The following is a 22,401-nucleotide window of genomic DNA, read 5'->3' on the forward strand; positions in this document are numbered from 1 at the left end:
GTGGATCTGGTTGCGGTAAAATTACAATTTGTTTGAGTTCAATACTTCAAGGTAATTGTCTCCTTCTTATGCGATTTTAGCATCTGTGCTGGTAAAGACCAGGTAAATATGGATAATATAGTATCAGTTTTGGCCAATAGGCTTTTAGTTATTTCGGATGATCATTGATAATTTGGCGCAGCAATATTTAATTAGAAATCCGCAACTGTGATCAAATTCCAGGTTAGAATGATAGCCATTTTATTGATGTGTAATATCAGCACATCAATCGCCCAAACAAACCTACATGAGCTACAAGCCAATTTCGTTGATTTGCGTTTTGGCGCAATGATGCACTTCAATATGGGGACGTTTACAGACGAAGAATGGGCAAGTCCCAACCATGATCCTAAACAATTTAACCCTACAAAACTGGATTGTAATCAATGGGCAGAGGCCTGCAAATCTGCTGGGATGACTTATGGCATTCTGACCACCAAACACCACGATGGTTTTTGCTTATGGGATTCAAAATATACCAATTACGATGTCGCCAATAGTTCGGTTAAAAAGGATGTGGTGGCCGAATATGTGAAAGCTTTCCGCAAGCAGGGACTTAAACCCTGCCTGTATTTTTCTATATGGGACAGGCATAATGGCGTAGAGAACGGCGGGCCAAAAGAAGAGGAGTTTGTAATGAACCAACTTACAGAACTGCTGACTCAATATGGAGAAATACCAATGATTATTTTTGATGGCTGGAATTGGAAAATGGGCCACCGGTTAATCGATTTTCAAAAGATCTATAACCATATAAAAAAGCTGCAACCCAATTGTCTGGTGGCTGAGCATAATGGCAACAGTCCATTACAAACTGATGTGATTTATTACGAAGGACCTAAAGGAGTGTATCCTCCAGGAAACAACAATTATCCTTCACAAATGGCACTTACCCTAACCAATGGTTGGTTTTGGCATCCTGCTGCAGAAAAACAGGTTAAAAGTCTGGATTATGTGCTGGATAAATTGCAAAGAGTGGTTCCTTTATATTGCAACTTTATGGTAAACATCGGACCTAATCGGGATGGGCTTTTTGATGAGGAAGTAGTTGCAAGACTTAAAGAAGTTGGGACGCGCTGGAAACCAGATTTAACCAGGTTGCCATTACCCAAACAAGGGGCAGCCTTAAAAAACTATATCCGCGCAAAAGGGATTGAAGCAAGTACTGGAAAGGTGTTTATTGAGCCTTCTGGCCCTGCCGATGATGGTACTCCGGTAGCTAGTTTGCTGAATCAGAAAACAGCCAGCGTGATGATCGATGGCATCAGTGACCTTGTTGGAGACCGAGGTGGATTTGCTGCTTTCCAAACCTATTGGAAGTTCTCGGACGAAAAAAATAGTTCCCTTGTTCTAGACCTGGGCATCGCACAAAGTATCAGTAAGTTTTATTATTTACCCGTTCAATTAAAAGGATACATCGGACTCATTACTAAATATGAGCTGTTAGTATCGGATGATAACCTGAATTTCCGACAGATTAAAACTGGCAACTGGAATAAAACTTCCGACCTTAAAATTGCGGATTTTGAACCCATAAAGACCAGATATATCAAGCTCCGGATCTTATCCGCTGTGGATGAAGCAATGGTCAGTGAAGTTGGGGTAGGTAACTAATCCTCCTAAATAATATCAAAAAAATAACCCACTAAATTGTAAATGATTTAAAGCACAGATATACCTTGGTTAGGTAAATAGGGCCACAGTTTCAGTAATCTGGCTGTGGTTCCTATTAAAATATTTGGAGGTTATCATAAATTCCATACATTTGCATAACTAGTTATGTAATTAATTATACCTATGGAACTATTCGAGAAAACAGGGAAGATGGCTTTAGGGAGCCGACTAAGATTACTGACCTCCAGAATCACTGAGGATGCAGCCAGGATTTACGAATTATACAATGTGGAATTTGCACCTAAATGGTTCCCCGCATTTTTTCTGCTTTCAGCAGAAGGCGAAAAGACCATTACCGAAATCGCCAATGAGATCGGACATTCACAACCATCTGTCAGTAAAATCATTCAGGAAATGACCACCGCAGGGTTGGTACAGGAAAACCGCGAATCATCAGATAAACGAAGGAATGTAGTTGCGCTAACTGAAAAAGGAGCGGAGATCGCTAAACAAATTAAGGTGCAATGCGCTGATGTGGATGCGGCAATTGACAGTGTAATCGCAGAAGCCAGGCACAACCTGTGGGAAGCAATCGCAGAATGGGAATTTCTGCTGGACGAAAAATCATTGTTCAGAAGAGTTCAGGAACACAAAAAACTACGGGAAAGTAAAGACGTGGAAATTGTTGCCTATGAGGAGAAATACCAGACTGCCTTTAGAACATTCAATGAGGAATGGATCTCGACTTACTTTAAAATGGAAGAAGCCGATTATAAAGCTCTAGACCATCCTAAAACCTATATACTGGACAAAGGAGGGAAGATTTTCGTGGCCTTGTACAACAACGAACCAGTAGGAGTTTGTGCATTGATTAAAATGGATGATCCAGAGTATGATTACGAATTGGCTAAAATGGCGGTATCGCCAAAAATTCAAGGTAAAAGTATAGGCTGGTTGTTAGGACAGGCAGTTGTAAATGCCGCTAAAGAGTTAGGAGCTAATAAAATATACCTGGAAAGTAATACCGCTTTGAAACCCGCGATCAATTTATATCAAAAGTTAGGCTTTAAGAAAGTGATCGGCAGATCTACACCTTATGAGCGCTGTAACATTCAAATGGAATTAGCACTGAAACCAAGCAATTAATTGATCCATGGAACAAGGAATTGAAAACACATCAAACTTCGCTAAAGAACTATTCATCATCGGAAATGGTGTGATTGCAAAAGCCCTGGCTGTTGCTTTAGCTCTCAATGGAAGAAAGGTGACCATTTTGAGAGGCAGTATTGATGGAGAACTGAGGTATACCGAAAATATTCAGGTAGAAATTGGAGCGGAATTGCTACAGGCTGAGATCGCCATCAGCAGCATTAGCAATTATGAAAAGCTGGATGGGATCATTCTATTGACCAACAAATCATTTGGCAATAAAGCGCTGGCAGAAAAACTACAGCTAAAAGCACAGGAATCACCAATCGTATTTTTGCAGAATGGTTTACATATCGAAAACTGCTTTATTGACCTTGGTTTTAAAGAACTGTATAGGTGTGTATTGATGGCCACTAGTCAGTCAGTTTCCGAAAATAGGGTGAGGTTTAGATTGGTTGCCCCATCACCGATTGGATGGATTAAAGGTTCAGAAGAAGTTCTTCAGCTTATTGTAGAAACACTGAATACTACGATATTTTCTTTCCGTGATGAAGCGGATATTCAAAAGCTAATTTGGAAGAAAGTAATTAGCAACTGCGTGTTTAACTCCATTTGTCCGCTGCTCGAAGTAGACAATGGTGTATTTCAACGAAATGATGCCGTACTGGAAATCGCAAAAACAGTGATCGCTGAATGTTTGACTGTGGCCATAGCCAATGGTATTCAACTAACTCAGGATGAGGTGTTACAAAACGTATTGGCGATCAGTAAAATGTCTGATGGAATAAAGATATCAACCTATCAAGATATCTTGAATAAGCGCGAAACAGAGATAGACACCTTGAACTTTGCAGTAGCCAAAGCCGGGGGACCTGGAATCTCTATTCCGGTAACGACCTTATTAGGGGAGCTGACAAAAATCAAATCCGACTTATCCAGAGCATAAAAATTCCCGATATTATTGAAGCATTTTTGCCAGGTTTCCCAGTTGCTTAAGTTTGAACTTTAAGGTGTCCGACCAGGGTAAACCGATGCAGAGTCTCATACAGTTTTCAAATTGGTTCTGTAAGGTAAACATCCGCCCGGGAGCAATGCTAATTTGCTGCCGGATGGCTAAATCATATAATTTGGTGGTATCCAGTTCCTTCTTGAATTCTACCCAAATTGCGAGTCCGCCTTGTGGCCGGCTCGTTTTTGTGCCTTCCGGGAAATATTCGGCAATGGCATTCACATAATTCTGATAATTGCTATTTAGCGTGCGGCGAATCTGTTGAAGGTGCTGCTCATACCTGCCGGTTTTCATGAAATTACCAACGGTTTCATGAATGAGAGATACAGAAGCGACCGAATGAATCAGCTTTAATTTTAACAGTTGCTCCTTGTATTTTCCCGGAGCAATCCAACCCACGCGATAGCCAGGAGCCAAAGTTTTGGATACAGAACTGCACCATAAAACATTGCCTTCGGTATCGAAAGATTTGCAGCATTTGGGACGCTGGGCACCGAAATATAAGTCGCCATATACATCATCTTCAACCAGGGGAATCCCATGTTTCGATAACAGTTCAACCACCTCTTTCTTATTTTCATCCGGCATACAACTCCCTAAAGGGGTGTTGAAATTAGGCACCAACAAGCAAATGTTGATCTTTGGAATCGCTTTTTTTAAAGCATCAATTTCTATTCCGGTAATGGGGTGGGTGGGCAATTCCAGGACTTTAAATCCGAAACCTATGGCGAGTTGTAAGATCCCCGGATAACAAGGGCTTTCTATGGCAATGGTATCCCCGGGTTTACCCAGCGCCATTAAACACAGCGACAAAGAGTTCATGCCTCCCGTGGTGGTCATCAGGTCGTCTTCATGCAAATTACCTCCCCAGCCTAAAGATCGTACCGCAATCATTCTCCTTAATTTTTCATTTCCTTGAAGGGACTCATAAGCTGCACCTCCTTCATTAAGCGCCCTGCTCGCATAACCGATTTCCTTTTTGAGTTTCGCCAATGGCAACAGATTGCCGGAAGGAACAGCAATGGAGAAGAGGGTTAAGTCGTCGTTGCCCATGCTCGTATATACCTTCGTGATCAATTCATCTGGCTCCGTATTCTGGGCAATCAGGGAAGGCTTGCTGACCTCAGAAAGGGGGAGTTTCTTGTAAGGGAGTTGGCTTACAAAAAAGCCTGACTGGGGTTTTGATTCAATTAGCGACTGACTTTCCAATTCAAGGAAAACCCGTTTGGAGGTATTCATTCCAATACCATAGTCCTGGCATAACTTCCTGACAGAAGGCAGTTTATCGCCGGCTTTTAAAACACCGCTTTTAATCTGAATCGCAATTCCATTCGCGATTTCATCATATATAAAACTCTTGCTCATTTGTAATACCCTAACTGTGTCTATGCAAATGTACAAAACTGATACTGTTATTTCTTGCTGCTTCTGTTCATTTTTGTCAGCAGGAAATAAATGATATGAAAGCAATAACTCTTGAAAAATCTATAGATCAAACTACCTGGGGCTGGATTAACGGCTTCATTGGCGTGGTCATATTTAGTGGATCTCTACCGGCAACAAGGGTAGCTGTTTTAGATCTGAACCCCTTATTTGTAACCGGCGGCCGAGCAACAATCGCTGGCCTCCTTGCAACTGCCATGTTGCTGATCTTTAAAGAAAAGCGTCCAAGTCCTCAGCAGATGTCCCATTTATTGATTGTAGCATTAGGCGTAGTGGTTGGCTTCCCTTTGCTAACCGCATTTGCGCTACAATATGTAACTTCTGCACATTCTATTGTTTTTCTGGGGCTGCTGCCACTTTCCACAGCGGTATTTGGAGTAATTCGTGGCGGAGAACGACCAGCACCGGTATTCTGGCTTTTTTCCATTCTAGGAAGCCTGCTGGTGGTAGGATTTGCAATTTCCCAAGGCCTGGCTGCAGCTCCTCTGGGCGATATCCTGATGTTGCTTGCTGTAATTCTGTGTGGATTGGGTTATGCTGAAGGGGCTAAATTGTCTAAAACATTAGGTGGCTGGCAGGTCATCTCCTGGGCATTGGTGATCTCATTGCCCCTTATGGCGCCCCTAACTTTCTTTATGCGTCCAGAATCATTTGCTGCAGTGAGTACAACTGCATGGTGGAGCCTGGGTTATATTGGCGTGTTCAGTATGTTTATCGGATTTATATTCTGGTACCGCGGATTGGCTCAGGGAGGCATTGCAGTGGTAGGGCAGTTACAACTTCTGCAACCGCTTTTCGGTCTCGCACTAGCTGCTACCTTACTTCATGAACAGGTGAGTGTTGGAATGTTAGGCGTTACTGCAGGGGTCATTATGTGCGTTGCCGGGACAAAGAAATTTGCTAAATCATAACGTTTTTAGGTTAGAGTAGCTGTGCCCCTCCAGCATATTTATTGAAAAATTCCTGTTTGAAAACTTCCCCAATGGGGATTTCAAATTCGTCCATGTAAATCGTGTGGTTATCAAATGAATCTATACAATTCAGATTCACCACATAGGATTTACTGACCCTGAGAAAGTAAGGAGCAGGGATCTTTTGATGGATGTTCTTTAGATTCATTGCGGTAATCAGCTTTTGTGTTTGTGTATAAATGACCACATAGTCTTTTAGCCCTTCAATAAATCTGATGTCCTGAAAGCGGATTTTGTAATACCTGCGCTCGGATTTGATCATCAGGAAATCTTCTGTACTGCCTTCAAATGTGCTTTTTGAACCGTCTGAGAGTAATTTTTGATATGCAACAGCTTTAGAAATTGCTTTTTCGAGCCTCTTGGTATCAATAGGTTTGAGCAAGTAATCAATAGCATCCAGTTCATAGCTTTTTAAGGCATACTGAGAATAGGCGGTCGTAAATATGATCAGGGTTTGTCCGGATATTTGTGCCGCAAACTCCAATCCGCTTACCTTAGGCATTTCAATGTCGAGGAAAATCAGATCCACTTCATTGCTTTTCAGAAACTCCAAAGCGGATAGCGCATTTGAAAAAACACCAATCACCTCTACCTGAGATAATTCCTTGACAAGAATCTGTAATTCCGCTCTCGCTAAAGGCTCGTCGTCTACAATGATACAATTCATATCGGAATGCTTAAATTAATGGAATATTGATGGGCTTCGGACTTTAAATCAAGGCTATATTCCTGCTGATATAAAAGCTCCAGCCTTCTTTTGATATTAATCAGTCCTAATCCGCTGTATTTTTGATCAACAACAGCATCATCTGCACTTTTAGAATTGGTACAGCTAAAATGTAACCTTTCGTTTTCTATCGAGATTGCTATGTGAATATAAGCCTCAGCTCCAGTAATATCTACGCTATGTTTCACCGCATTTTCTACAAAAGTAGTGAACAAATTGGGTGGAATAAATACATTCCTGAAAAACGATTCTTCTATTTGATTCTTTATCTCGAAGCTAAAATTATCTCTTCTTATTTTCTCCAAATTCAGGAAGTTGGAAATGAAATTGATTTCGGAAGTTAATGGCGTTTTTGTCTCATTGTTTTCATAGAGCTGGTACCTTAAAAACTCCGACAATTTGAGGATCACAATCGCAGCTTTTTCCGGGTCAGTTCTGATGAGCGCTTTCACATTATTGAGCATATTAAACAAGAAATGTGGATTGATCTGGTTCTTCAGTTCATTCAACTCCATATGAAGGGTCAACTCCTTTAATTCCGAAATCCGTTTATTATCCTGTATCCATCTTTGCAATAGCTTGATGGTGGTGGTGAGTAGGATGATCGGTACGGTAATCATGGCACCTTCATAATAACTTCTCACTTTGTGATGGTCTTCATTAGCCCAATTGATGCGATGGGTCTCCGTATCTTTTAACAAATACCCGGTAAGGGATAAGCCGGCCAATACCAACCCGACGACCAGTAAGAGGTACAGCAGATACTTGGCTCTAAAGAAAAACAAAGGAACCAATAGGTACATGTTGATATAGAACATCAGCACAAACACGCTGAAAATGCACATCAGGGTATAATATTTATAAACCCCTACATACTGGTTTGAAAAATCAGAATAGTAAAACAGTGCAAACAGGCCAAGCAAAAATCCCCCATGCCTTAAAAACCGATATCGGTCTTCGGAGAGGAAATTTAGAACCTGTTTGTTTTTAAGCTCTTGTGTAGTACAAGTCATTCGGTATAAATTAAAATTGATGCCCGGTCACAAAAGTAAAGTATATCCGATAGTTAGCAGGAGAATTATACCAAAGCCCTGCTTTATTATATCAAATTTCATTTATCCCGGCTTTTGGTATAATAAAGTGGGGCTTTGGTATAATAAAAAAATAGCAATACAAGTATTTTGTTGCTTTGCGACTGATTAATTCAACGGTATGAGTGTGGAACAGTTTCAAGTATTAGCAGAACAGATTGTAGATAGTCCCTGGTTAGAAGAAAATCAGCAGGAAGAAAAGATCATTCAGCTTGCGGATTTGTGTCGCTTTATTGCGAGCTATAAGCCTTCAATTAGTATTAAAGAAGTACGAACGCATAAAATAAATGTGATTGAGGACGATGGGATTAGAAAGGGTGTGTTTTGCATTGATGCTAAAGGTTTGTTGCAAATGTCAGCGGATTTCTCCTTGTTTAATTCCTTTGCGATAGAGGCTTATAAGGCCCAAACTAAAGTTGCTGAATTATGGATGGTCTTTATCGAGGATGGCGTGTGTAGCAAGGAAGATCAGTTTAGTGATTTTCTGGCAAAAAGTAGAATTGCCGCTATTTATGATAAAGTATTCTGCCTTGATTTCTTCCAATCTAAAATTCACGCATTAAAATAAAAATATGCCCATTTTCAATAAAGGAGCCATCAGCTTTAGCTTCCTGATGCTGTCCGGTGTAGCCGGTTTTTCTCAGAAAAGAGATAGTATTCCCGAAAGAGCAAAAGCTTATGTTGCCGATAAATTTCCAATGGCCAGGGTACTCAACCTGGAATACAATACAGTTATCCCTTACCGCTATAATTCCACATTCCATGGCGCAGATCAGCCGGAAAGAAAAGTAGAGAACTTCTACCAGTTAAAGGCGAGTGTGAATATAAATTTCTTTACGAATAGAAAATGGTCACTGGGAACCATTTTGAGCTATCGATATGTCTCTGCATCCCTTGATAATGAAAAGCATAAGAGAGATTTTCAATACCACTCAGAATCGCTTAACCTGAGCCATTTCAGCAAGCTATTTGGCAAAACGGCCATCTTTACCGGAAGTGCTATTGTGGATGGGACTGAGCAGGATTTTGAAAGAGTAAGGGGAGTGCTGACGGGTACAGTGTTATTAAAAGCCAACCGACAAACTCAAATGGCAGTAGGACTGATTGCATTGCTGGATCCCGGCGCAGTGTTCCCTGTTTTTCCTTCATTTAGTTACAAACACCAGTTCAACAATGGCTGGCTGGCAGATGTGATTTTACCAAGAGGAGTCCTGATACGTAAAAACGTGTTTGCCAATGGCAGATTCTCCCTTGGTTCTGAATTGGAAAACACCTTTTTCTACCTATATAACCTGGATGAAACTGGTCAGACTTATAGCCTCAATCAAATGGAAATTAATTCCGGTTTAACCTACGAACACCACCTTGGAGGCTCATTCATCGCCACTTTAAAGACCGGAATGAAGAATGTTGTCGAGGCCAGGGTATTTGAAAAAAGTGCCACTCAGCGCGACTATATTTTTAGGGCAAAGCCTGAGCCCTCGCTGTATTTAAATCTAGGCCTGTCCTTTAATCCTTTTGGTAAAAAGAAAAATTAACACACATATTATTATAAAATGGTTACTGTTTTCAAAACAAACGTACAATGTCCTGCAAAGGCAGTCTTTATCGTAAATGGACTTTTATCCGAATATCCAGCATTCAGAATCAACTTTGATCTGGAGGATTGCGATCGGATTTTAAGGGTAGAAGGAAATCATATTGAGATCAATGGGATTATAGCCAGTCTACAAAACCATGGGTATCTTTGTGAAGAGCTGCCTTATTGATGGCCATTAAATAATGGTTTGTCAATTTGGTACTCCCCGCATACCAAATTGAATTAGATCGGTAATTTATAGGTTTTTCTAAAACGTGACGCAGGGCGTCACATTTTATGGTTTGGTACTATCTTCCCAATTGTCAGTTCTAAATGGAGCCGCTGGAAGCCCGGCTTTATTGTACAAATTACATCCCGGGTTATTTGACCATCCATAGCGTATCGCTTTTGGCTGCATTACCTCAGGACTGCTTAAAATAATTCGATCTCCATGAATACTGGCTTTTGCCCAATGAAAAACCTGGTCTGCTCCGGCAATCGAAAACCCCCTTAATGTGGCGTTGTCTTTTGTCTTCAAGCCCCCATGAACAGCTCTAAAATTCAATTTAACAAGATCTTTATCGATCGTATAAGACTTTAATACTGGTCCGGAAAAGGGAATTTTCTTTCCATAAATATTGGCCAATGCAACTAATGCCAATCTTCTTCCCACTTCCTGTTTGTTTTTTGGATGGATATCCAGTTCATTACCGATATCAATGGTAACCGCCATTCCAGTGTTTTTCAGCTTCAATGCCCCCAATTGTGCATCTCTTAATTCAGCCCCTAAAGAAGGCCCCGGATGCAGATCTCTTTTCATAAAGTATGGAAGCTGCACAAAGTAAAATGGGAAATCTCCAATACCCCATGATTTTCTCCAATCATTAATCAATGCCGGAAAAAGAGTCCGGTATTGGTGTGCCCGCTCGGCATTACTCTCTCCCTGATACCAGATCACACCTTTAATAGCGAAATCTAAAAAAGGATAAATCATTGCATTGTACAGTACGGTAGGTTGTTGGTAACTCAACTCTTTTTTTGCAGGATTTAATTTCTCAACTGTTTTTGTAATATCAGGAAGGCTTTTAAGGGTTGCAGCACTCATCCAGGCTTCTGCAACACTACTTCCCCAGGAAGCATGAATAAGGCCTATAGGGATGCCGGTTTTTTGATATACCGTTCTCGCAAAAAAGTAGGCAGTAGCGGAAAACCCCGCAATATTTTCAGGATTGCAGACCCTCCAGCCAGCATTGGCTATCCCAACATCTTTTAGTGGTACATTACTACTGCGATGTTGAACCTGTAGTAGCCTGATGTTTGGGTAATTTGCATCCTTAATTTCTTGCTGATAGTTGTTTATTTTACCCCAGTCAGCTAATGGCATTTTCATATTGGACTGACCAGAGCAAACCCAGACATCGCCCAGCATGACATTGGAAAGCTGCAATGTTTTGCCATCGGAAATGCTGATTTTGTATGGACCACCATATCCTGGTGTTGGTAGCTTGATTTTCCAGTTGCCATTTTTATCCGATTGGGTGCTAAAAGTTGAAGAAGCCCAACTTGCTTTCAAGTTAACCTGCTTTCCAGGGGCTGCTTTACCCCAGAAGGCTACGGTAGTCTTTTGCTGGATCACCATATTATCACTAAAAACCGCTGCCAGAGTGATTTTTGCATTTCCCTGAAGGGATACAAAAACCATAGCCAGAAGGAGCGTAATGCTGGCATAACTGTGTTTTAATGTCATTTGACGAATATATAGAATTTATGCGACTCAGAAATGGCTCAGTAATAGAAAGCTATACCGGGAACGATATTAGGTATTATAGAGAAGGAAGAAAGCTTAACAAAAGGTTAATGCTGGGGTAAAATGGGAGGGCGTTAAACTGGGTATTTTCGCCATAAACTCATTAAGACAAGCTCCCAACGATATGAAAAGAAGAGATTTTGTGAAAAGCACTGCTTTTACAGCATTGGGCGCCACTTTATTGGCTCCATTAGCATCTGTAGCAGCCAATGCGGAAACCCATTTTGAAGGCGAGGATCTTTCTCCAGCCAAGGCTAAAAAGGATGATTATAAATTACATTTTGTAGCCATCGGAGATTGGGGACGAACCGGTGCAGACCATCAGACTCATGTTGCCAAGCAAATGGGGAAATGGGCCACAGAAAATCCAAATGATTTTATCCTCTCTTTAGGAGATAACTTTTACCCAAAAGGAGTGGTGAGCGAGCATGATCCGTTATGGCACTATTCTTTTGAAAATATCTATACTGATTTCTCATTGCAGGATGATTGGTATCCTATTCTAGGAAACCACGATTACCAGAGTGATCCGGATGCACAGGTGAGGTATAGTAAAGTGAGTAGGAGATGGAAAATGCCAGCACGCTACTATTCAAAAGAAGTTAGTCTGGGGGGGACTAATGGCGATAAAGTTCTGATGATTTTTATTGACACTTGTCCACTGATTCCAGAGTTCCATAACAATGAAAAATATGCACCTTTTGTAGACAACCAGCAACCTGATCAACAGCTCGCCTGGATTGATAAAACCCTGAAAAATGCAGGGCCGGATATCAAATGGAAAATGGTAATTGGCCATCATCCCATTTATACTGTCGGACCAAGGATCAAAAATTACGATACACTTGCCGTAAGAAAAGTGCTGAAAGAGATTTTCGAGCGCAATAAAGTGGATGTTTATTTATCCGGGCATGACCATTCTCTACAACACCTGAAACCCGAAGGTTTTACCCATCAGTTTATCTCTGGTTCCGGCTCAGAAATTACACCCGTTACCGCAGGCATTCCATATAGTAAGTTTGAAGCGGCAGAACATGGCTTTATGTATTTTTCAATAGATAAAAACAGATTGAATGCGCAAATTATCAATCATTCTGGAAAAGTCATTTATGAAACTACCCTAAATAAAGCATAGCTTTTAGGGGAATTTAGCCCCGATATCTTCGATCAGCTGAGCCAAAACTTTAATTTTTGGTTCCTGAATTTTCTCATAACTAATCGCAGTCCAGTTATGCGCAACTTCATCATCTCTTTTTCCATCTTTATTCCTTAATTTGCCATAAAGAAGGAGAGAGAGGTTGGAGCGGACTTCAGTTCCGATAAACTCTTTCCACCAGATTTGATCGCCAGCCACCATTTCTCCCTCATCATTCTCGTAATAGGTTTGAAGCTTAGCCGTATCAACTTTTAGTCGCAATTTTTCACCAAATAGTTCTCTGGAAATCATATTGATGGAATCAATTTTTGATTTTTGTGCATATAACGTCCAGCTAGAGGCCATAATGAGCAATAATATACAGAGTAGTTTTTTCATGGATGGTGCTTTGTATACAAGTTAATTATTTTTTTATCCCAATTTCAACCACATTCCCTTTATTTACAATAATTTTGCGGCGAAATAATAAATTCAACGCAATTATGTTTAGTAAGGATCTGCTGAAATGGGATAACATAAAAACCAGGTTGATCAGTTTGGTATATGGCGAATACTTTACAGATGCCTTGCGAAATACCATAGCCATTGTATTACCTTTTGTATTGCTGTTTTACTACGATCAACCTAACATGGCCGTTGGGGTAGGAGTTGGTGCATTACTGATCAGCTTAACGGATGCACCGGGAAACCGTGCTAATAAGTTTAAAACTGCGATTACCAGCACATTTTCTTTCTTTTTTACTGCGCTGATTATTTCCTCATCCTTGGGGAATCATTGGCTTACGGGCACGAGTATTTTCCTGTTGACTTTTGTCTTTTCCATGTTGGCGATTTTTGGCCACAGACTGGCACTAACTGGAACGATGGCCATTATTCTGGGGATATTCACCCTGGGCTTACATCCCGTAAATCCTCTGTTATTTAGCTGGTACATCTTACTGGGCGGATATTGGTATTTCCTGATTAGCTTGATTCAGATTGTGATCTGGCCATATAGATCATTGCATCAGGCCATTTTTGAATGTATTACCGCAACCTCTGTTTTTCTAAAATCTAAAGCCCGCTATTATGATCCTGAGGTAAACCTCGAGGAATGTTATAGTGAAACCATCGCCTTACACATCAAAGTGAGCGAAAAGCAGGAGTTGGTAAGAAATCTGTTGCTAAGCGACAAAGCGGCAATGAAGCCAACTAATGAACGTGGACAACAGTTGTTGCGAACCGCAGTGAGTGTAATTGACTTGTACGAACAGGTAACCGCCATCCATTACGACTATGCTTATGTTAGGAAGAAACTCGATAAAACCGGTGCATTAAACCTGATTATTGAATCCATTGAGTTGCTGGCAGAAGAATTAGAAGTGCTTAGCGCTGTTTTCTTAAGGCCTAAAAAAGCACATTCGGAATCCAGGTTACTTAAATTTGAACAGGCAAAAGCGGAACTAACCAGACTGGCATCTTCAGCAGAAGAAGCAACCGCGAACATCATACTTAAAGTATTGAAAAACCTGGAAGGGATTGTATTGGACATTCAGGTGATTAAAAACAGCAGACCTATGTCTGCCATTCCTGCCAATCTGGATACGGAGGACATTGCTTATGAAGAGTTTTTATCTCCTCAATTATTTACCCTAAAATCATTAAAGCAGCACTTTTCTTTTAGTGCCCCGGTCTTTAGATTTTCCTTGCGACTGGCGCTCATGTGTGGTTTCGCCTACCTGATCACACTGCTCTTCCCACTTGGAAAATACAGCTATTGGTTGTTGCTCACCATTGTGATCGTAGCAAAACCAAGATTCGGACTCACCTGGAAGAGAAATGTGGAGCGCTTATCCGGAACTTTCATTGGTGCCGTTCTAGGAATTGTGTTATTACTGTTGATCAAACAAACCGCAGTACTCCTGGTTTTATCTGCATTTATGCTCCTTGGTTTCTTTACCTTCAACCGGATAAAATATTCCGTTAGTGTGGTATTCGTGACTGCCATGGTGATCCTTTCGCTTAGTATTTATGATGGTCATTCCGATCATATCATTATGGAGCGGGTCTTGTATACGATTGTAGGCTGTGTCATCGCTTTCCTTGCCGCATTTCTTTTCCCGGTATGGGAGATCAAAAGCCTAAAAACACTAATTTCAAATATCCTCGAAGCCAATAGCAATTACCTGCATAAAGTAAGGGAGGAGCTATGGGGAAATGCAACAGGACTAACGGCATCAAAACTGGCGCGGAAAAATAGTTATATCCAGCTGGCTAAATTTTCAGAAACGCTGCAATACCTGCACCTGGAACCGAAAAGTAAACTGGTAGACATGCACGGGGTTTTTGCCATTCAAATCCTTAGCTATAGAATCAATTCTATTATCGCCTCTTTGTCGCTGTCTGCAAAGCGAAGTACCATGGAGAATTCAGGGATCGCATTGTTGTCGGAAGCCTTAAGTAATATGGAGTTTTGTGCCCAGAACAGCGATAAATTAAACCTGCAAAATATCAATAAAGTGGTTCATAGGGATAAAATGGAAGAATATAACGATGGGGAAGGGACATTACAACACCGACTTAACCTTTTACTCGCTCTATCTTTAGAATTGAAAATGTATTTCGTTTAATTTTTTAGCTTACCTTAGAATTAAGAATAGATTTCAGCAGATGAGTACCCTAGAAAATTTAAAAGATGGTGATCCATGCCTGGTCATCGGAGGAACCCATAAAGGTAAATCCGGTAAGGTGAGAGACATCAATACCAGCAAAACCGGACACATTACCATCACCGTGGAACAAGAAAATGGGCCGAGGTTTAAAACCCTTGGGAAAAATGTAATCGTAGTACCAGAAATCAATTAAGTATTGAACTTTTCTTCTTCCATATCCAGGAATTTTAAATGTCTTCTGATGATTTCTTCATCCAGGGTCATCTCTATTTTGTTTTTATTTATTAACCATATTCGTTGCTTTTCCAGCAATTCAAGATAGATGATTTTACATTCTTCAGCGAGTGGTTGATCAGGACTGGCGGTTGTTGCATTTTCCCATTTTATTGCGATTTGTTGTAACATCGGCTGATGATTTAACTGCTCGGGGTAGTTAGCTCTCAATTCCGACAAAGCATATGCGGCCAGCTCTTTCTTTATCGATTGGTAGGATTCCTCTTCTGGCAATTCTTTATCCAGGTTTGGGAATTTTATTTTCCTAATGAAATAGGGAAGGGTGAGGCCTTGTATGAGTAGGGTGAGCAGAATCACAATAAAAGTGATGAAGAGAATTAGGTTCCGTTGGGGAAAAGGACTGCCGTCTGCGAGGTGTACAGGGATAGATAAAGCTGTAGCTAGGGACACTACACCACGCATACCTGTCCAACCCAATAAGAGGATCGCTCCAGCGCTTACTGCATCAGGTGGAGACCTTGATTTTATTGGCCACCATAATCAGCAATACGATGGCGACAATTATTGCCAGATAAAATGAGAAATTCTTTTTCTGATAGGCTTTCTACCTGATGGCCATTTTTCAACTTATTTTCCTACTCTCTTTTGCAAATGTTCAGGATAACGCGCACCCTGAATCTGGATTTGTTTAGCAGCTTCTTCGATCTGTTGTAAATCTTCGGATGTAAGTTCAACCTCTCTTGCCCCAATGTTTTCTTCCAGGCGATGTAATTTCGTAGTGCCGGGAATAGGGACAATCCATGGTTTTTGTGCCCAAAGCCAGTTCAGTGCAATTTGTGCCGGTGTAGCCTCTTTTTCTCTGGCAATGTTATTCAGTAAATCTACCATTGCCTGGTTTGCTTTGCGTGCCTCTGCCGAAAAGCGGGGTACGATATTGCGGAAATCGGTTTTGTCAAACTCCGTATTTTCGTTGATTTTACCAGTCAGAAAGCCTTTTCCAAGCGGGCTGAAAGGGACAAAGCCAATTCCAAGTTCTTCAAGGGTAGGGATGATCTCCAATTCTGGTTCCCGCCACCATAAAGAATACTCGCTTTGTAAAGCAGTAACCGGTTGTACCGCATGGGCAAGACGGATGCTTTCCACACCTGCTTCCGATAAGCCAAAATGTTTCACTTTGCCTTCTTTAATCAGGTCTTTTACCGTTCCCGCAACCTCTTCCATCGGTACATTCGGATCCACACGGTGTTGGTAAAATAAATCGATCGCCTCAATATTTAATCTTTTTAAGGAAGCCTCAGCAACCGCTCTTATTCTCGCAGGACTGCTATCTAAGCCTTTTTTCGAATCTCCATCCTGAAAGCCAAATTTTGTGGCAATCACTACCTGGTTGCGAAATGGGGAAAGCGCTTCGCCAAGTAGTATTTCATTGGTAAATGGTCCGTAGCATTCTGCAGTATCAAAAAAGGTAATTCCCTTTTCGACAGCTGCATGTAATAACGTAATCATTTCTTTCTTATCGCCTGCAGGTCCATAGCCAAAGCTCATGCCCATACAACCCAGACCCATGGCAGATACCTGGAGTCCGCTTGTTCCTAATGTTCTGTTTTTCATATTTTAAGATTTCTAAACAAAAGTCACTGAATATTTTCTATCAGATGGTATCCAAATTACTGTTTTCCTTACCATTATCACTGTTGAAGTACAGAGATAATAAGAGGCAAAGCCCAATACCTGCTGTATATGCAAAAATGTCAGACCATAGAAAGCCGCGTCCAAGAACCAAGGCACCTAAAGTTGTGCTTCTGATCTGGTTGATCCATGGCGCCTGGTAAATTTGAGCAAACTCAATGCAGTAACAGAGTACTAAACTTAGGGTTCCTACCTTTTGATCGCTTGATTTCAGGAGCAGAAACCTGATGATTAAAAACATCATCACTGCATATAATAAATCGCCTACGAATAATGGGACAATGGTCGTTTTCCTGGAAAGTAAACCAGTAGCAATGACAATCAGAATGAGTAAGGCATAAAAACCTCTTTTTTTGAGGTTAAGCATGCTTGTTCATTAATTCTTTTGCGAGTTTTTTGATGAACATATAATTTATGGTTCCACTAATTACGCCACCTACCACTGGTACTAAACGGCGACTTACTTTGGAGCCTAAATTCAGGAATATTTTCTCTGCAACTTCCTCCATAATGTTTTTACTGAGTACCAATTGGGTATCTGCCTTCACTGAGGAAGCTACAATCTTGAAAAATTCTTCAAAACTGATTTTATACAAACCGGTTTTATGATAGGAAATGGCCAAAGTGACACGAAACTGCTGTGTGATGATGTTGATCATATCTAGGGGAGTACCAATCAGCATGGTGCCAACGCCACCTACTCCGGTAATTAAACCCGATCCACCTGCCATTAATGCACATTGATTTACGAACTTATCAATGCCTAAAGTGTCAACACCTTTTTTGATATTCACCTGGTCAATCCGACTAAAAATCTGTTTAAAGCCACCAGAGGCAAGGTTGTTAAAGCCTTCTCTGACATCTTTTCTTACTTTTTTAAAGTTGATGTTCTTAAGCGAGGGTAAATTCATAATTTCTAATTTAATAGAGAAGGCAGTACCACTTTCATGCCAGAGCTGAAAAAACAGGGCAATTCTGTCCCTGACGGTCTTGTTGATCATCAAAAAATAGATGCCAGAAGGCTGGGTTTAGACGAATCCGATCCTCAATTTATGACACTCAGGAGGGATGGTCGGGATTCTCCGGGATCTTCGCATTTCGGACTGGCGAGAACTGAGGCTTTAGCTTTGTACTAAGCTTGGCTTTTATTTTAGTTTTTGGTGATGATTTAGTGTTGGCGGTATGTTTAACTATCGTCTGAACCTCTTTGCTCGCATTCTTCTCCGCTTTTTCTGTGGGTTCAGTTTTTTCTATTTCAGGTTCAGCGATCTTTTCTTTTTTGGCAATGCTACCTGCATGAACACTGTCTGATATGGCTGATCCATCGGCTTTGATAAAGGAAATATAGGCCTCTATTCTTGCATTGACAAGGCTTGGATCAATTTGTAGGGTATGTTTCCCATCTTCTCTATGGGATGCACTGAGGCAATGCGTTTGTTGAGTATTACCCGGGAAACAAATTTGCAACATGGCCCGATCTTTTCTGTTTTCCCATGGAAGGTCATCTGGTACGTCCCAGGTAAATTCAATTGCTGTGCCTATGAGCTGGATTTGTGGGTTTTCTGCTTTTAAAAGCGTTCCCATGCTCAGCATGGCTTTGGAATAATCCATTTCAGCATTAGGATATTCGCCCATTACAGCGTGTTTTTTATTGTAAGAAACTGCTTCATTGTAGTAGTTTCTGTCCGTTCCAAGTACTTTTAGCTTAAAACCCAGTTTGATGAAACTGGTAATTGGGTGTAAAAAATCGTTCACAATCTTCATGCGATCGCAATTGATCTTTCTGGCGGGGCTAAGGGGCTTACCAGAGTGCCCAATAGTTCTGATCACGTTTTTGCCGTTCAGTATATAGCCAACTAGATTGCCTACCCGGCCATTAAATCCACCAAATAATCCGTTTTGTAAACTTCCCATAGCCTTGTTATTGATTGGTTAGTAGTGTGTTGCGAATGGTAAGGTAGTTAATTGCTTCGACATTCCTTATAGATGATTTCGAAATAAGCTCTAAATCTTTAGATATTAAATACGTAGTCAGGACATCTTCAAATAGTGCTTGAAAGGTCATTTTGACCTATTAAGGATTAATCAACCATTAATAGATAATGAATGGAAGACTTACTGAAATAAGACTCATATAGAACTGATATCGAGGGGAGGATAAAGGAGCTGAGGCTTAAGCAGTCTGAAACAGATTTTTTTGGCTTTTGTTGTGGTGGTTAACTTTTGGATTAAAATTAATTGTTATTTTTCTTATAAATTATTTTAATAGATTTGTTTATGTCTATATAATTAATAATATTAGTCTTGTAATTAAATTTTTTAGTAAAGAGTCTTGTCGTAGGAGTATCTGAAGCCGCGGGATAAGACAGCAAAAAAAACACCCATATTTGTACTTTAGGGTGTTTATATTTATGCATCCAATAAAAATGGATGTGAGGACTGCTGTAATTCCATTTCGCGTAAGGCTTCAGAAACTTTAAATTGCTACGATGGTTTGCAGTCCTCACATTTATTTGTGTTGATCTCAAAAAGGCTCATTAAAAAAATATGAGCCATGAACCCAAGAAAACGACAAATCTCCGCTTCAAATTTAGACCTCCTTGCTAACTGGCATCGGGAACCGAGAACTAAAGCTCCGGCTCCGGTTTAGTATAATGAAATTTTTTCCTGTTGATAATTCCAGAATATTTCATTTCCTAAACATTAACCATTATGGTAAGAACAGAAAACGGTAAAACAATAATAGAGATAGATAATTTCGAAGATTTCGAACATGACTTTATACAGGATTTACAATTTGATTTAATTCAATTGATGAATTGTGTACACGCATTAAAGAAAGGGCAAGATCTTGATCTGCCACTGCCCAGTTCTTTTTTAAGCATCATGCAATTGCAGAAGGCATTGGTGCCTACTATAGATCAGCTCAAAGTAATTTATCCTAAACCATTATTTAAATAGATTGGAGGCCAAAAATGCAACATTCATTATATAAAATATCAGAAATAGAATTACAGTACAAACCGAAGATTAAAGCATGTGAACGCCCTATTTTAAGATGCACCGAAGACATTTATGAAATATTTATGCAGCATTGGAATATGGATATGATTGGGCTGATCGAAGAATTTAAAGTCATTCTTTTGAACAGAAGCAATGCGGTGTTGGGGATTTTAAATGTTTCTAAGGGTGGATTAACGGGGGTAATTGCCGATCCAAGAATCATATTTGCCGCTGCCATCAAAAGTGGGGCGACTGGGATTTTGATATGTCATAATCACCCGGCAATGGTGTTAACACCTAGTGAACAGGACCTAACCTTCACGGAAAACCTAAAGAATATAGGAGCGATGTTAGATATCAATGTGATAGATCATTTGATTATAAATGAGGAGGGATATTTCAGTTTTGCCTGTGAAGAGTTGTTGTAGCGGTCAATTAACAAAAGACATCCATAGTCAATGGAAGTTTATAGTGGAGACCAAGGTGTTAAAGCAGGCGGTAAGACGTAATATTACCGGTTTTCCCGACGACTTTATGTTTGAAATAACCAGAAAAGAGCTTGAAAGTTTGAGGTCACAATTTGTGACCTCAAAGAAGAATAAACCTTACCTCTACCTTCTGGGCATCAAAACCGAGTAAGCTTTCGGCTTTTATCAGAGTTTTGCTGCCCTTGCCTACACCATCACTTTCGCCCTGTTTACGGATTTAAAAACACGATGTAAATTGATTAAATGGCGTACCGATTTAGAGTTGAATATTAGTACCCTTGCACATATTTTAGTCTATCTTCGAACCAATTTTTTATTAGTCGTTATGAAATAAGGGGTAGAATGGCCATCATAAAAGCAACGTTTAATTTATAAAAGAACCAATCAGTAAAAATGAAATCAAAAGTTGTTAAAATAATTATGCTTTTTAGTCCTGTTTATTTCCTATATCAGATCAGCAGTATAGCTTGCTTGGGTTAAGTGGATTCTTTATTTCAATAATAATAATCAAGATGGGGAGATTAATAAAATGTATGTTTATAGTTTTTGTACTTTCTACGAATGTAGCTTTTGCGCAGAAGGGTTACAATGTTGATAAAGATCATCGGATTCTTAAATTTCAGAATGAAATTATTAATTTTTTAATTCAAGAAAAGCAGATTTCTATTGAGAAATCACCAATTAAAATGGCAGATTATTCGGGGCAAATATTTATAAAGAAACATGTAGATATTTATGGTGCTAAAGTAGGTGATGTGCTATTAATTCAGTTTGGCTCTCTTGGTGATCATATAGATAAGTATTGGGGTTTGATAAATAGACGCAAGATGTTTTTGTTCTATAGTATTGATGACCCTGAATTTTTTAAATTAACTAAGGAGACAGATCCGCTAGTTGTGGCAACCATTACAGCTTATATCCAAAAATCTGCTTTAGATGAATAATGTAATTTTTAATATTTTGAAAGGAATAATTCTTTTAATTCTCTTATTAGAAGTTATTACTTTGATCCTTTAGTTCGTTGTAGAGGTTTTACAGAGAATTAATATGTATTTCCGAGTGCCAGAGTCAAAAGGTACAATAGGGACTGGAAAAATTGACGCAGGTCAAATGGTTAATTAATAATATATGAAAGATTATAATGGAACTCAAAAGGTGTTTATTGTACTGGCATTGTTCTGTATTGTGTATAATTTGTTCTTTTATTTTCAGGATGCAAATCTCGAAAAAGAGGGGTTGGTGAAGCTTTATGAGGTTAATCGCCAGTTATATAGGCGTTCAAAAACTATTTCTTCTATTCAAGTATATTTTAAGGGGAAAGTACATCGAATTAGAATGGGAAGTGAGGAAAGCTTAAAATATCCGGTAGGATCTAAGATACGGCTTATATATAATGATGAGTTTGATTACTTTTACAGACCTGGTGGACTAACACATTCTCTGGGTAAAGTTTTTATTGCACTCGCATTTTTAATTCTATCTGCTTTACCCTGGGATAAATTCATGTATAGATTACAGGTGAATCAAATCGTAAAAAAAGGAAGAATTTCCAAAGAGGTAGAATATGAATTGCTAATCAGTCGAATTGACGAAATATATGGAGATATAAAAAAAGTTGGTGAGATTGAAAAATTAAATAAGTTGCTTATTGCGTTCAATAAAAATTATAAGAAGAGTTCTAGGTAAAACCAGTGTTACTGGCTTTGCTCGGGGGGGCGGATTTTCCTATTTATTACTTTATGTACACAAAA

Annotated in this window: 25 protein-coding genes; 15 read left to right on the top strand and 10 right to left on the bottom strand. The window is 39.8% G+C overall.

The features are described from left to right. Positions 1-228: 228 nt before the first annotated feature. The 3 genes from R2S10_RS00950 to R2S10_RS00960 all read left to right on the top strand — a co-directional run bounded on the left by R2S10_RS00950 (position 229) and on the right by R2S10_RS00960 (position 3,748). Entirely contained in the window at positions 229-1,653 is a 1,425-nt protein-coding gene (locus R2S10_RS00950) for an alpha-L-fucosidase (protein ID WP_316838549.1), read from the top strand. Positions 1,654-1,836: 183 nt separating this feature from the next. After that, entirely contained in the window at positions 1,837-2,799 is a 963-nt protein-coding gene (locus R2S10_RS00955; RefSeq protein WP_316838550.1) for a helix-turn-helix domain-containing GNAT family N-acetyltransferase, read from the top strand. Positions 2,800-2,806: 7 nt separating this feature from the next. Further along, positions 2,807-3,748, top strand: a complete 942-nt coding sequence (locus R2S10_RS00960) for a ketopantoate reductase C-terminal domain-containing protein (RefSeq protein ID WP_316838551.1) — start codon at positions 2,807-2,809, stop codon at positions 3,746-3,748. Positions 3,749-3,760: 12 nt separating this feature from the next. Here the strand turns inward: R2S10_RS00960 and R2S10_RS00965 are convergent, their stop codons facing one another. After that, the gene (locus tag R2S10_RS00965; protein WP_316838552.1) at positions 3,761-5,176 is read right to left on the bottom strand and encodes a PLP-dependent aminotransferase family protein; all 1,416 of its coding nucleotides are present in this window, start codon (positions 5,174-5,176) and stop codon (positions 3,761-3,763) included. A 95-nt stretch (positions 5,177-5,271) separates the two neighbouring features. On the opposite strand from R2S10_RS00965, the gene R2S10_RS00970 reads away from it, so the two are divergent. Then, entirely contained in the window at positions 5,272-6,165 is an 894-nt protein-coding gene (locus tag R2S10_RS00970; protein ID WP_316838553.1) for a DMT family transporter, read from the top strand. Between the two features lie 10 nt (positions 6,166-6,175). Here the strand turns inward: R2S10_RS00970 and R2S10_RS00975 are convergent, their stop codons facing one another. Both R2S10_RS00975 and R2S10_RS00980 read right to left on the bottom strand, forming a co-directional pair. Continuing rightward, positions 6,176-6,892 (bottom strand): LytTR family DNA-binding domain-containing protein, encoded by a 717-nt coding sequence (locus R2S10_RS00975; protein ID WP_316838554.1) that lies wholly within the window; start codon positions 6,890-6,892, stop codon positions 6,176-6,178. Continuing rightward, on the bottom strand, positions 6,889-7,965 hold the full coding sequence (locus R2S10_RS00980; protein WP_316838555.1) for a sensor histidine kinase: 1,077 nt from the start codon (positions 7,963-7,965) through the stop codon (positions 6,889-6,891). Before R2S10_RS00980 ends, R2S10_RS00975 begins: the two co-directional genes overlap by 4 nt. A 199-nt stretch (positions 7,966-8,164) precedes the next feature. Here R2S10_RS00980 and R2S10_RS00985 point away from each other — a divergent pair, with 199 nt between their 5' ends. The 3 genes from R2S10_RS00985 to R2S10_RS00995 are packed head-to-tail and all read left to right on the top strand — an operon-like array spanning position 8,165 to position 9,812. Then, the gene (locus tag R2S10_RS00985; RefSeq protein WP_316838556.1) at positions 8,165-8,611 is read left to right on the top strand and encodes a hypothetical protein; all 447 of its coding nucleotides are present in this window, start codon (positions 8,165-8,167) and stop codon (positions 8,609-8,611) included. Positions 8,612-8,615: 4 nt separating this feature from the next. Continuing rightward, positions 8,616-9,581, top strand: coding sequence for a DUF6268 family outer membrane beta-barrel protein (locus tag R2S10_RS00990; protein ID WP_316838557.1), 966 nt, complete (start codon positions 8,616-8,618; stop codon positions 9,579-9,581). A gap of 18 nt (positions 9,582-9,599) precedes the next feature. Next, positions 9,600-9,812 carry a hypothetical protein gene (locus R2S10_RS00995; protein WP_316838558.1) on the top strand — a complete coding sequence of 71 codons (213 nt, stop codon included), beginning with the start codon at positions 9,600-9,602 and terminating at the stop codon, positions 9,810-9,812. Between the two features lie 105 nt (positions 9,813-9,917). Here the strand turns inward: R2S10_RS00995 and R2S10_RS01000 are convergent, their stop codons facing one another. Beyond that, the gene (locus tag R2S10_RS01000; protein WP_316838559.1) at positions 9,918-11,369 is read right to left on the bottom strand and encodes a sialate O-acetylesterase; all 1,452 of its coding nucleotides are present in this window, start codon (positions 11,367-11,369) and stop codon (positions 9,918-9,920) included. Between the two features lie 184 nt (positions 11,370-11,553). Here R2S10_RS01000 and R2S10_RS01005 point away from each other — a divergent pair, with 184 nt between their 5' ends. Beyond that, positions 11,554-12,564, top strand: coding sequence for a metallophosphoesterase (locus R2S10_RS01005; RefSeq protein ID WP_316838560.1), 1,011 nt, complete (start codon positions 11,554-11,556; stop codon positions 12,562-12,564). Between the two features lie 3 nt (positions 12,565-12,567). Here R2S10_RS01005 and R2S10_RS01010 read toward each other — a convergent pair whose 3' ends face one another. After that, a complete protein-coding gene (locus R2S10_RS01010) occupies positions 12,568-12,963 on the bottom strand; it encodes a hypothetical protein (protein ID WP_316838561.1) in 396 nt (131 codons plus the stop codon). A gap of 104 nt (positions 12,964-13,067) precedes the next feature. Here R2S10_RS01010 and R2S10_RS01015 point away from each other — a divergent pair, with 104 nt between their 5' ends. Continuing rightward, positions 13,068-15,194 carry an FUSC family protein gene (locus tag R2S10_RS01015; protein ID WP_316838562.1) on the top strand — a complete coding sequence of 709 codons (2,127 nt, stop codon included), beginning with the start codon at positions 13,068-13,070 and terminating at the stop codon, positions 15,192-15,194. A gap of 40 nt (positions 15,195-15,234) precedes the next feature. Continuing rightward, entirely contained in the window at positions 15,235-15,429 is a 195-nt protein-coding gene (locus R2S10_RS01020) for a KOW motif-containing protein (RefSeq protein ID WP_316838563.1), read from the top strand. Here R2S10_RS01020 and R2S10_RS01025 read toward each other — a convergent pair. The 5 genes from R2S10_RS01025 to R2S10_RS01045 all read right to left on the bottom strand — a co-directional run bounded on the left by R2S10_RS01025 (position 15,426) and on the right by R2S10_RS01045 (position 19,073). Next, positions 15,426-15,932 carry a hypothetical protein gene (locus R2S10_RS01025; protein WP_316838564.1) on the bottom strand — a complete coding sequence of 169 codons (507 nt, stop codon included), beginning with the start codon at positions 15,930-15,932 and terminating at the stop codon, positions 15,426-15,428. The genes R2S10_RS01020 and R2S10_RS01025 overlap by 4 nt on opposite strands. Positions 15,933-16,097: 165 nt before the next feature. Next, positions 16,098-17,081 (bottom strand): aldo/keto reductase, encoded by a 984-nt coding sequence (locus R2S10_RS01030; RefSeq protein WP_316838565.1) that lies wholly within the window; start codon positions 17,079-17,081, stop codon positions 16,098-16,100. 40 nt (positions 17,082-17,121) lie between these two features. Next, the gene (locus R2S10_RS01035; RefSeq protein WP_316838566.1) at positions 17,122-17,526 is read right to left on the bottom strand and encodes a DUF2809 domain-containing protein; all 405 of its coding nucleotides are present in this window, start codon (positions 17,524-17,526) and stop codon (positions 17,122-17,124) included. Next, the gene (locus R2S10_RS01040) at positions 17,519-18,070 is read right to left on the bottom strand and encodes a hypothetical protein (protein ID WP_316838567.1); all 552 of its coding nucleotides are present in this window, start codon (positions 18,068-18,070) and stop codon (positions 17,519-17,521) included. The genes R2S10_RS01035 and R2S10_RS01040 overlap by 8 nt, the downstream gene beginning before the upstream one ends. Before the next feature lie 148 nt (positions 18,071-18,218). Next, positions 18,219-19,073, bottom strand: coding sequence for a DUF6266 family protein (locus R2S10_RS01045; RefSeq protein ID WP_316838569.1), 855 nt, complete (start codon positions 19,071-19,073; stop codon positions 18,219-18,221). A 798-nt stretch (positions 19,074-19,871) separates the two neighbouring features. On the opposite strand from R2S10_RS01045, the gene R2S10_RS01050 reads away from it, so the two are divergent. From R2S10_RS01050 to R2S10_RS01070, 5 genes are all read left to right on the top strand, one after another. Then, complete coding sequence (locus tag R2S10_RS01050; protein ID WP_316838570.1) at positions 19,872-20,120, top strand: hypothetical protein; 249 nt, start codon at positions 19,872-19,874, stop codon at positions 20,118-20,120. Positions 20,121-20,134: 14 nt separating this feature from the next. Beyond that, a complete protein-coding gene (locus R2S10_RS01055) occupies positions 20,135-20,590 on the top strand; it encodes a JAB domain-containing protein (protein WP_316838571.1) in 456 nt (151 codons plus the stop codon). Next, the gene (locus R2S10_RS01060) at positions 20,547-20,801 is read left to right on the top strand and encodes an ORF6N domain-containing protein (protein ID WP_316838572.1); all 255 of its coding nucleotides are present in this window, start codon (positions 20,547-20,549) and stop codon (positions 20,799-20,801) included. Before R2S10_RS01055 ends, R2S10_RS01060 begins: the two co-directional genes overlap by 44 nt. A gap of 361 nt (positions 20,802-21,162) precedes the next feature. Then, positions 21,163-21,594 (top strand): hypothetical protein, encoded by a 432-nt coding sequence (locus R2S10_RS01065; protein WP_316838573.1) that lies wholly within the window; start codon positions 21,163-21,165, stop codon positions 21,592-21,594. A gap of 184 nt (positions 21,595-21,778) precedes the next feature. Beyond that, positions 21,779-22,336: a hypothetical protein gene (locus tag R2S10_RS01070; RefSeq protein WP_316838574.1), complete on the top strand. Its 558-nt coding sequence runs from the start codon at positions 21,779-21,781 to the stop codon at positions 22,334-22,336. Positions 22,337-22,401 lie beyond the last annotated feature (65 nt).

This window comes from Pedobacter gandavensis (assembly GCF_032678745.1).
Classification (GTDB): Bacteria; Bacteroidota; Bacteroidia; order Sphingobacteriales; family Sphingobacteriaceae; genus Pedobacter; species Pedobacter gandavensis_C.